Here is a 9948-nt window from a genome sequence, read left to right as displayed (position 1 = left end):
GGCAGATAGTTGCGCTCAATCGTCCGGTCATAGCTGTTGTCGCGCATCGGATCGTCCTCCGCTGGAGCGATCCAATCAGCGAATTAGTGAACATGCACAATTGCGAGCGCAGCGAAGCAATCCAGTCTGCCTCCGGGGAAAGATTCTGGATTGCTTCGCTGCGCTCGCAATGACGGTAGGGATACAGCATCACGCAAAGAGGCGGGGTTGGGGCCCCCGCCTCTTTCATTCCAGCATATCGATGCTGCTTACGCCTGGCTCGCGATTGCCTTGCCGAGCGCGGCTTGCGCCGCAGCCAGGCGGGCGATCGGCACGCGGTAGGGCGAGCAGGAGACGTAGTCGAGGCCGATCGTGTGGCAGAAGGCGACGGAGGCGGGATCGCCGCCGTGCTCGCCGCAGATGCCGACCTTGAGCGAGGCCCGCGTCTTGCGGCCGCGCGCGACGCCGATCTTGACGAGCTCACCGACGCCCTCTTGATCAAGCGCGATGAAGGGATCGACCGAGAGGATGCCCTTCGCCACGTAGGGACCGAGGAAGCTCGCCGCGTCGTCGCGGCTGATGCCGTACGTCGTCTGCGTGAGATCGTTGGTGCCGAACGAGAAGAACTCGGCGCTTTCCGCGATCTCGGCCGCGAGCAGACAGGCGCGCGGCAGCTCGATCATGGTGCCGACTTGATAGGCGATCTTCGTATTGGTCTCGCGCATCACCGCCTGCGCAGTCGCATCGATCCGCGCCTTGACGAGGTCGAGCTCGGCCTTTGTCGCAATCAGCGGGACCATCACCTCGAGACCGACGGCCTTGCCGGTGCGCTTCTGCGCCTCGACCGCGGCCTCGAAGATTGCGCGCGCCTGCATCTCGGCGATTTCAGGATAGGCGATCGCGATGCGGCAGCCGCGGAAGCCGAGCATCGGATTGAACTCCGAGAGCTCGCGGGCGCGGTCGGCCAGGCGCCGCGGATCAGTGTTCATGGCGCGCGCCACTTCCTCGACCTCGGCATGGGTGTGCGGCAGGAACTCGTGCAGCGGCGGATCAAGCAGGCGGACCGTGACGGGAAGACCCTTCATGATCTCGAACAGCTCGACGAAGTCGGCGCGCTGCATCGGCAGCAGCTTGGCGAGCGCGGCACGGCGTGCCTGCTCGTCTTCGGAGAGGATCATTTCGCGCACCGTGCGGATGCGCGTCTCCTCGAAGAACATGTGCTCGGTGCGGCACAGGCCGATGCCCTCGGCGCCGAACTTGATCGCGGTGCGGGCATCCTCGGGCGTATCGGCATTGACGCGCACGCCGATCTTGCGGACCTGGTCGGCCCAGTTCATCAACGTGCCGAACTCGCCGGACAGCTCCGGCTCGATCATCGGCATGCGGCCGGCGAGCACCTGGCCGAGCGAACCATCAATGGTGATGACGTCGCCGGTCTTGAAGGTGCGCGAGCCGATGCTCATGGTACCGCGGCCGTAATCGACGCGGATGGTGCCGCAGCCGGAGACGCAGGGCTTGCCCATGCCGCGCGCGACCACCGCCGCGTGCGAGGTCATGCCGCCGCGCGTGGTCAAGATGCCTTCGGCGGCGTGCATGCCGTGGATGTCTTCCGGGCTGGTCTCGATCCGGACCAGGATCACCTTGCGTCCATCGGCCTGGAGCTTGGCCGCCTCGTCCGAGGAGAACACGATCTCGCCGGAGGCTGCTCCCGGCGAGGCCGGCAGGCCGGTCGCGATCACGTCGCGCTTGGCGTTGGGATCGATGGTCGGATGCAACAGCTGATCGAGCGAGGCTGGATCGATCCGGGTCACCGCTTCCTTTTTCGAAATCAGGCCTTCATTGGCCAGCTCGACCGCGATGCGCAGCGCCGCTTTCGCAGTGCGCTTGCCGCTGCGGGTCTGGAGCATCCAGAGCTTGCCCTGCTCGACCGTGAACTCCATGTCCTGCATGTCGCGGTAGTGCTTCTCGAGCAGCGTGTAGATCCGCGTCAGCTCCTTGAAGGCCTCCGGCATCGCCGATTCCATCGACGCCCTGTCGGAGCCCGATTCCTTCCGCGCCTCCTCGGTGATGTCCTGCGGCGTGCGGATACCCGCCACCACGTCCTCGCCTTGCGCGTTGATCAGGAATTCGCCGTAGAGCTTGCTTTCGCCGGTCGAGGGATTGCGCGTGAAGGCAACGCCGGTCGCGGAGGTATCGCCCATGTTGCCGAACACCATGGCCTGCACGTTGACCGCGGTGCCCCAGGATTCCGGAATGTCGTGCAGCTTGCGGTAGGTCACCGCGCGCGCGTTCATCCAGGAGGAAAACACCGCACCGATCGCGCCCCAGAGCTGGTCGTGCGGATCCTGCGGGAATTCCTTGCCAGTCTCGCGCGCGACCGCGTCCTTGTACTTGCCGACCAGCTCGACCCAGTCGTCCGCGGACAGATCGGTATCGAGCGTGTAACCCTGGCTGTCCTTGAAGGTGTCGAGGATTTCCTCGAAATGATGATGCTCGAAGCCGAGCACCACGTCCGAATACATGGTGATGAAGCGGCGATAGCTGTCATAGGCAAAGCGGCGGTCACCCGACAACTCGGCCAGCGCTTCCACGGTCTGGTCGTTGAGGCCGAGATTGAGCACGGTGTCCATCATGCCCGGCATCGAGGCGCGCGCGCCGGAACGCACGGAGACGAGCAGCGGGTTCTTGGTGTCGCCGAACACCTTGCCGGTCAACTTGCCGACATGCTCCAGCGCCTTCTCAACCTGCGACTGCAGTTCCTTCGGATAGGTCTTGTCGTGTGCGTAGAAGTAGGTGCAGACCGAGGTCGGGATGGTGAAGCCCGGAGGTACCGGCAGGCCCAGATTGGCCATCTCGGCAAGGTTGGCGCCCTTGCCGCCGAGCAGGTCACGCATTTCCGAGCGGCCTTCGGCCTTGCCGTCACCGAATGTGAACACCCATTTGCCGGCCTTGGCCGCTGCTGGCGCCGCCTTGGCGGAGGTAGCCTTCTTGGGTGCGGGCTTTGCAGCGACCTTCGGCAGAGCCGCCTTGGTCACAGCCTTTGCCGCCGGCTTGGCAGCGGGCTTTGCAACGGGCTTGGCGACCGGCTTCGGCGTGCTCTTGGCCAGCGCCTTGCGGGCCCGCGGCGCGGCCTTTGCGGCAGTGGAGGACTTTGATTTCGCTGGGATTTTCGCTGGCATTTTCTTGGGCTTCGAGGCGGCTTTGGCCATAGCTTGCACACAACCTGCGAGAGGAATGGGAAATCGCGGGCCTTACACCACTTTGGGCGGGCCCGCGCAAGTCGGAGAGTTCCGAAAAGTGAACGCCTAGAAGCGGAGCCACTTCAGGAGCCCAAGCCCGATCGCGCCATTCACGATGAGAAAGATCGCGACGATAAGATTCAGGAGTCGCGGCATGATCAGGATGAGCACGCCCGCAATCAACGACAGGATCGGCGAAATGTGGGCGACGGTGATGTGCATGAATTATCTTTCTGTGGAGGTGGACGAATCGCGGGCGGATCATAGCGGCCCCGGTTCCGCGAGTAGAGACGCGGAAAGCCAATGCGAGTTCCCGGCTTCTCGAAAACTGCCCGAAATTGCCGCGGATACGGCAGGCCTTTTCCCGGAACATTGCGAAGTCGCATGCATTGGCCACCGGTTGCGCCACTGGCGCTTGCCAAACATCACATCGAAGGAGTTGCCCATGCGGAACAGGATTCTTGCCCTTGCAGCGCTGGGCGTTGCGATCGGCTCGCCCCTTGCGGCACAGGCGCAAAGCGATGTCACGGTGGGACGCGCGCCTACCGTGGTCGACAGTGCCCCCAGCATTGCCGTCGACCAGCGGCCGGCCTTCCGCGACTATGTCGTCGAACAACGTGTGCCGCCCTTCCGCATCCCGGATCGCGTGGTGGTGGGCGCCACCTTACCCGAGAGCGGCGTCACGTATTATGACGTGCCGCAGCGTTTCGGCGCCACCACCTATCGCTACACCGTCGTGAACGGCGAGACCGTGCTGGTCGAACCGCGCTCGCGTCGCATCGTCGAGGTGCTGGACTGAGACTGAGATCGACTACCTGAGATCGACTAGATGTCCGGCGCGCCACATCAGGCTGGCGCGAGCAGTGTTAAATCGGACATCAGGCCCCGCCCGGTCCTCCCCCCGCCGGGCGGGGCACTTTTTTGCGGGCTCCTGTTGCGCTCGTGTCCCGAGCAAGCGAAGCGCGACCCGGACCCGGAAGCCCCAAGCGCGCGGCGACATGGGGCCGGCTCTGCAGCGCATCACTCCGCGAAGGGCGGCGCGCTGCGCAGCGTCCGGGCACGAGCCTCAATCCTGAATCTTCGAGAAATCCGCCACCGCCCGTGTGGCGCTGCGAATCTCGTTCAGCAGCTTCAACCGATTCTCGCGCACCTTCGCATCGTCGTCATTGACGCGAACCTTGTCGAAGAACGAATCCACAGGCGGACGCAATTTCGCCAGAGTGCTCATGGCCGCGGCAAAGTCTTCCTTGGCGACGGCGGCGCTCGCTTCCGCCTTGACCTCGCCGATCGCTTTCGCCAGCGCCTTCTCTTCATCGAGGCTGTAGAGCGCAGCATCCGGCGCGCCGTCGAACGTACGCTTGTCCTTCTTCTCCTCGATCGAGAGGATGTTGCTGGCGCGCTTGGTGCCGGCCAGCAGGTTCTTGCCGTCGTCAGTGTCGAGAAACCTGCCCAGCGCCTCGACTCGGCGCACGATCATCAGAAGATCGTCCTGGCCGCCGAGCGCGAACACGGCATCGACGAGATCGTGACGCGCGCCCTGCTCGCGGAGCTGGACCTTGAGGCGGTCGGCGAAGAAGGCGAGCAGGTCTATCGGAAGCTTTTGCGCATCGGCCGGCTTAACCGACAAACCGGCGAGTGCGGACGCCGCCACCTTCATGACCGACAAACGCAGCGCGTTCTCGGCAATCAACCGGATCACCCCGAGGGCAGCTCTCCGCAGCGCATACGGATCCTTGCTCCCCGTCGGCTTCTCGTCGATGGCCCAAAAGCCAACGAGCGTATCGAGCTTATCGGCGAGCGCCACAGCAACGCTGACCGGATCGGACGGTACGCGATCGGCAGGTCCTTGCGGCTTGTAGTGCTCCTCGCAGGCGGCCGCGACCGAAGCGTCCTCGCCCTGCGCCAACGCATAATACTTGCCCATCAATCCCTGCACCTCGGGGAATTCGCCGACGACTTCGGTCAGCAGATCCGCCTTGGCCAGATGCGCGGCGCGCGTTGCCTTGCCAACGTCGGCGCCGACCAGCGGCGCGATCTCGGCCGCCAGGCGCTCGATGCGCTTGATTCGCGCGGCCTGCGTGCCGAGCTTCTCGTGGAACACGATCTGCTCGAATTTCGGCAGCCGCTCCTCGAGCTTGGTCTTCAGATCCGTTTCATAGAAGAACTTCGCATCACTGAGCCGCGCGCGGATGACCCGCTCGTTGCCGGCGATGATGGTCTTGCCGCCGTCGGTCGCCTCGATGTTGGCAACGAGGATGAACTTATTGGCGAGCTCGCCCGTCTTGGGATCGCGCACCACGAAGCACTTCTGGTTGTTGCGGATCGTGGCGCGGATGACTTCCGCGGGCGTCGTCAAGAATTCCGGCTCGAACGAGCCCATCAGCACGACCGGCCATTCGACGAGGCCGGCGACCTCGTCGAGCAGGTTCTGGTCCTCGACGAGCTCGAACCCTTGCGCGAAGGCGAGCTGCTTGGCGTCGGTGAGGATCGCATCCTTGCGGCGCTCAGGGTCGAGCACGACTTTTGCGGCGAGAAGTTTAGCCTCGTAGTCCTCGAAACGACGCACGGAAATCGCCGCAGGTGCGAGGAAGCGATGGCCGTAAGTGGTTTGGCCGGCCTCGATGCCGTCCACCGAGAACTTCACGACGTCGGGCTGTTCCGTCTCGAGCCCGAAAGTCGCGGTGATTGCGTGCAGCGGACGCACCCAGTTCAGCGATCCGGGTTTGCCGGAGCGCGCGCCCCAGCGCATCGCTTTCGGCCAGGGGAAGGTGCGGATGATCACCGGCAGGATTTCCGCGAGCACGTCGATCGCGGCGCTGCCGGGCTTCTCGATCAGCGCAATATAGAAGTCGCCCTTCGGATCCCGTTGGATTTTGGCTTCGTCGAGCGAATTCAAACCGGTCGCTTTCAGAAAGCCCTGCACGGCCGCATCGGGTGCGCCGATCTTCGGTCCGCGGCGTTCGGTCTTGAGGTCAGGCTGGCGCGCAGGGATGCCGTGCACGGTGAGCGCGAGGCGGCGCGGCGTCGCGAAAGCCCTTGCGCCCTCGTAGACGAGGCCTTCGGCGACCAGCCTGTCGGTGACCATGCGGCGCAGATCGTCGGCCGCCTTGGCCTGCATGCGCGCGGGGATTTCTTCCGAGAACAGTTCAAGCAAAAGATCGGGCATCAGGCCGCTCCGCCCGCTTCAGTATGGATCCAGGCTTCGCCACAGGCCTTGGCCAGCTCGCGCACGCGCAGAATGTAGCTCTGCCGCTCGGTCACGGAGATCACGCCGCGCGCATCGAGCAGATTGAAGACGTGGCTCGCCCTGATGCACTGGTCATAGGCCGGCAGTGCCATCAGATGCTGCCTGCTGTTGTCGCCTTCGCGCCAGCCGGCGTCCAGATATTTCCTGCAGGCCGCTTCGGCCATCCTGAACTGCTCGAACAGCATCGCGGTGTCGGCATGTTCAAAGTTGTGCCGCGAATATTCCTGCTCGGCTTGCAGGAAGACGTCGCCATAGGTGACCCTGGCGTCGCCATCGCGGCCGTTGAAGTTGAGGTCGTAGACGCGATCGACGCCCTGCACATACATCGCGAGGCGCTCGAGCCCGTAGGTGAGCTCGCCCGCCACCGGCGCGCATTCGAAGCCCGCGACCTGCTGGAAATAGGTGAACTGGCTGACTTCCATACCGTCGCACCAGCATTCCCACCCGAGGCCCCAGGCGCCCAGCGTCGGGCTCTCCCAATCGTCCTCGACGAAGCGGATGTCGTGCACGGCGGAATCGATGCCGATCGCGGCGAGCGACTTCAGGTACAGCTCCTGAAGGTTCGGCGGCGACGGCTTCATGATCACCTGGAACTGGTAGTAGTGCTGCATCCGGTTCGGGTTCTCGCCGTAGCGACCGTCCTTGGGCCGGCGCGAGGGCTGCACATAGGCCGCGTTCCACGGCTTTGGCCCGAGCGCGCGCAGGGTGGTCGCCGGATGAAAGGTGCCCGCGCCCATCTCCATGTCGTAGGGCTGCAGGATCACGCAGCCCTGCTCGGCCCAGAACCGCTGGAGCGCGAGGATGAAGCCCTGGAACGAGCGTTCCGGGCGCATATGGGCGGGCAAGGAGGCGTCCATCGTCAGATCAGGCTCTCGCGGGGGGGGTTTTGAATCGCGCGGGACCGTATCGGCGGCGGGGATGGGAATCAAGGCGAAGGGGGCGGGAAAGCAGCCCAGTTCTCCGTCATAGCCGAGCTGTCCCTGCCATCCACGAATGTTTGGCGCGGCACGAAGAACGTGGATGCCCGGGAGAAGCCCGGGCATGACGAATGGCGCAACTACCCCGGGCGGTAAGCTCCGGTCACGGGGTCACGTTTCAGCGTCTGGATGTCCCCCATATGGGCGGCTTCGGTGACGCGCGACAAGCGCATCTCCTCCAGCTCCTGGTTGATCCGGACAGCGGTCTTGTAGGCCCAGCGGACCACGGCAAGCCCGCCCAGCACGCCCGCGAAAGCGACGAACGGCGGCATCGGTCGATCCTTGTCTAGTGCTCAGCCCCCACGCGCATTGTTGCGCAGATGGACCTGCGCCGCAATCGGAGGGCAGAGGGGCCAAATGGCGCGGGAGTGCGAGCCCTAGAACCCGAATTTCGCCCAAATCGCCCGCGTCTCGACCGCCGAGATCAGCTCATCAGGCAGACCGGCCATTGTTTCCAGCGCCGAAAGCTGACCCGCCCCGGGCGATTTCCGGCCCAGAAGACCGGACAACAGACCGGTCGGCTGCGCGATCACAGGGGTGAGAACCTTCTCGCCGTAGCGGGCACGAAGAGTTGAGCGGAGATCGCCGATGCTGTCGGCGAGCCCTAGCGCGACCGCGCTCTCGCCCGCCCAATATTCGCCCGTGAACAGGGTGTCGTCGGTGCCCCTCAGGCGTCCGCCGCGGCTGTCCTTTACCAGGGCAATGAAGATCTGGTGGATCTCACGCTGGATCGCCTTCAGCTTCGCCACGTCATCAGGATTTTCCGGGAGGAACGGATCGAGCATCGCCTTATGGGCCCCGGCGGTGTAGAGGCGCCGCTCGACGCCGAGCCGCTTGATAGCCTCCTGGAAACCAAAACTGCCACCGACCACGCCGATCGAACCGAGGATCGAAGAGGGATCGCAGATGATCTCATCGCCGGCACAGGCGATCATGTAGCCGCCTGAGGCGGCGACGTCCTCGACGAAGACCAGCACGGGCAGCTTCTTCTCCGCCGCGAGCTGCTTGATGCGCAGGTAGATCTGGCGCGACTGCACCGGCGAGCCGCCAGGCGAATTGATCACCAAGGCCACCGCCTTGGCGTTGCGATGTGAAAACGCCCGCTCCAGCACGCGCGCTACGCCCGCGAGCGTCATGCCGGGGCGCAGCGGCGTCACTGCGCCGATCACGCCGGACAGCCGCACCACGGGCACAATTGGCGTGCCGGGCCGGAAACGCGCCGGCAGATATTGCATGAGCTTGTCGGCCAGGCCGGAACTCTCACGATCGTTCAAATGTTCGGCCATGCCGTTACCTCTGTTTAACCATTTTTTATCACGCGACTGTCATTGGAAGTGCCTGGAACGTGTTTTGCAGATTTCCCGTTGGGAGGCTGCAATGAGGCAGCGGAGAACGCCATGAAAATCTATTTGCTGATGCTGCTGATCGGTGCGCTGTTCATGGCGATCCGCCTGACGACGCCGCAGGAACAGCAGTCGGAATCGCTTCCGCAATAAGCAATCACGGCTCCGCCAGCGGCAAGACCGCCCTCCCCTCCAGAATCTCCTTCACCTCTTTTTCAGGCACGCCCGACTCGTCGTTGAGCATGAGCCCCGGCAGCACTCGCGCCGGCGCCCGGCCGCCTTTCACCGCGCGCACCAGCACCCGGATCGCGGGCCGTCCCGCCTCGCCGTGAACCGGCAGGATCGAGAGACTGCCGAAGCCCCGTGACAGCGCTGCCAGGACGTCGGCGATCCCATCTGCACGCCAGATCAACGTCAGCACGCCGTTCGATCGGAGGATGCGCCGCGCCGCATACACCCATGCATTCAGTGTCTCGTCCCTCGCGACATGGGCGGTGTGACGCGCCTGGTCCGGCGAGCCGCGATGCCGAACCGGATCGTTGAAAGGCGGGTTCATCAGCACCACGTCGACGCTGTCGGGCACGAGCCCATTTGCCGCAAACGCCTGTGCATCGGCAGTGACGTCGAGCACGATCGTCTCGGCGGCAATTCCATTCGCCGCCGCATTGGACCGCGCAAGCTCTGCCAGCACCGGATCGATCTCGACCAGGCCGAGCCGCAATCCAGCCACGCGCCTGGCAAGCGCGAGGCCCGCCGTACCGATGCCGGCGCCGAGATCGATCACGCGATCGCCCGCCTTGGCCGCGGTCGCCGCCGCAAGCAGGATGGCGTCGTGTCCGGCGCGATGGCCGGATCGCTTCTGCTTCAGGCGCAACTGCCCGCCGAGAAAGGTGTCCTCGGTGATATCAGCTGCGGCCTCAATCATCGCCGCGCAATTCGTGGCTGAGCCCGGCCGCGGTGAGAAGCTGGCGGGCCTCGAGGGCGTCATCCTCATGGACCAGGATCCGCCGCGGCAAAATGCCGAGCGAGCCCTCGATGATGCTCATGTTCTGGTCAAGCACCAGATGATGGATATTGGCACCGTCGAGCAGCGCGCCGATCGCTGACACCAGCACCATGTCGTTGGTCCGAACCAGTTCACGCAAACGCAGGTCTCCTGCCTG

The 9948-nt window shown here is 64.5% G+C and carries 9 protein-coding genes; 1 reads left to right on the top strand and 8 read right to left on the bottom strand.

What is annotated here, in order from left to right; translation table 11 throughout:
• Positions 1 to 248 precede the first annotated feature (248 nt).
• Both ppdK and IVA92_RS10910 read right to left on the bottom strand, forming a co-directional pair.
• The gene (gene ppdK / locus IVA92_RS10915; RefSeq protein WP_247279671.1) at positions 249 to 3188 is read right to left on the bottom strand and encodes a pyruvate, phosphate dikinase; all 2940 of its coding nucleotides are present in this window, start codon (positions 3186 to 3188) and stop codon (positions 249 to 251) included.
• A 96-nt stretch (positions 3189 to 3284) separates the two neighbouring features.
• Positions 3285 to 3440, bottom strand: coding sequence for a DUF3096 domain-containing protein (locus IVA92_RS10910; protein ID WP_008562090.1), 156 nt, complete (start codon positions 3438 to 3440; stop codon positions 3285 to 3287).
• Positions 3441 to 3663: 223 nt separating this feature from the next.
• Between IVA92_RS10910 and IVA92_RS10905 the strand changes: the two genes are divergently transcribed.
• Positions 3664 to 4017 carry a DUF1236 domain-containing protein gene (locus IVA92_RS10905; protein ID WP_247279670.1) on the top strand — a complete coding sequence of 118 codons (354 nt, stop codon included), beginning with the start codon at positions 3664 to 3666 and terminating at the stop codon, positions 4015 to 4017.
• A gap of 267 nt (positions 4018 to 4284) precedes the next feature.
• Here the strand turns inward: IVA92_RS10905 and glyS are convergent, their stop codons facing one another.
• The 6 genes from glyS to IVA92_RS10875 form a co-directional block, all read right to left on the bottom strand.
• Complete coding sequence (glyS, locus tag IVA92_RS10900; protein WP_247279669.1) at positions 4285 to 6384, bottom strand: glycine--tRNA ligase subunit beta; 2100 nt, start codon at positions 6382 to 6384, stop codon at positions 4285 to 4287.
• Entirely contained in the window at positions 6384 to 7322 is a 939-nt protein-coding gene (locus IVA92_RS10895) for a glycine--tRNA ligase subunit alpha (protein ID WP_247279668.1), read from the bottom strand. Before IVA92_RS10895 ends, glyS begins: the two co-directional genes overlap by 1 nt.
• A gap of 200 nt (positions 7323 to 7522) precedes the next feature.
• Positions 7523 to 7714: a hypothetical protein gene (locus IVA92_RS10890; protein WP_247279667.1), complete on the bottom strand. Its 192-nt coding sequence runs from the start codon at positions 7712 to 7714 to the stop codon at positions 7523 to 7525.
• A 105-nt stretch (positions 7715 to 7819) separates the two neighbouring features.
• Positions 7820 to 8728 carry a S49 family peptidase gene (locus tag IVA92_RS10885; protein WP_247279666.1) on the bottom strand — a complete coding sequence of 303 codons (909 nt, stop codon included), beginning with the start codon at positions 8726 to 8728 and terminating at the stop codon, positions 7820 to 7822.
• Between the two features lie 214 nt (positions 8729 to 8942).
• Positions 8943 to 9710 (bottom strand): methyltransferase, encoded by a 768-nt coding sequence (locus IVA92_RS10880; RefSeq protein ID WP_247279665.1) that lies wholly within the window; start codon positions 9708 to 9710, stop codon positions 8943 to 8945.
• The gene (locus IVA92_RS10875) at positions 9703 to 9930 is read right to left on the bottom strand and encodes a DUF2007 domain-containing protein (protein WP_247279664.1); all 228 of its coding nucleotides are present in this window, start codon (positions 9928 to 9930) and stop codon (positions 9703 to 9705) included. Before IVA92_RS10875 ends, IVA92_RS10880 begins: the two co-directional genes overlap by 8 nt.
• Positions 9931 to 9948: the final 18 nt, after the last annotated feature.

Source organism: Bradyrhizobium sp. 154 (assembly GCF_023073875.1).
In the GTDB taxonomy this organism is placed as follows: Bacteria; Pseudomonadota; Alphaproteobacteria; order Rhizobiales; family Xanthobacteraceae; genus Bradyrhizobium.
The sequence above is the reverse complement of the archived record's forward strand: the minus strand, read 5'-3'. Positions and strand labels throughout refer to the sequence as shown.

Coding starts and splice junctions, on each gene's coding strand:
- IVA92_RS10910 (WP_008562090.1), bottom strand. CDS start 3,440: ATGCACATCACCGTCGCCCACATTTCGCCGATCCTGTCGTTGATTGCG.
- glyS (WP_247279669.1), bottom strand. CDS start 6,384: ATGCCCGATCTTTTGCTTGAACTGTTCTCGGAAGAAATCCCCGCGCGC.
- IVA92_RS10880 (WP_247279665.1), bottom strand. CDS start 9,710: ATGATTGAGGCCGCAGCTGATATCACCGAGGACACCTTTCTCGGCGGG.
- IVA92_RS10895 (WP_247279668.1), bottom strand. CDS start 7,322: ATGGACGCCTCCTTGCCCGCCCATATGCGCCCGGAACGCTCGTTCCAG.
- IVA92_RS10890 (WP_247279667.1), bottom strand. CDS start 7,714: ATGCCGCCGTTCGTCGCTTTCGCGGGCGTGCTGGGCGGGCTTGCCGTG.
- IVA92_RS10885 (WP_247279666.1), bottom strand. CDS start 8,728: ATGGCCGAACATTTGAACGATCGTGAGAGTTCCGGCCTGGCCGACAAG.
- IVA92_RS10905 (WP_247279670.1), top strand. CDS start 3,664: ATGCGGAACAGGATTCTTGCCCTTGCAGCGCTGGGCGTTGCGATCGGC.
- ppdK (WP_247279671.1), bottom strand. CDS start 3,188: ATGGCCAAAGCCGCCTCGAAGCCCAAGAAAATGCCAGCGAAAATCCCA.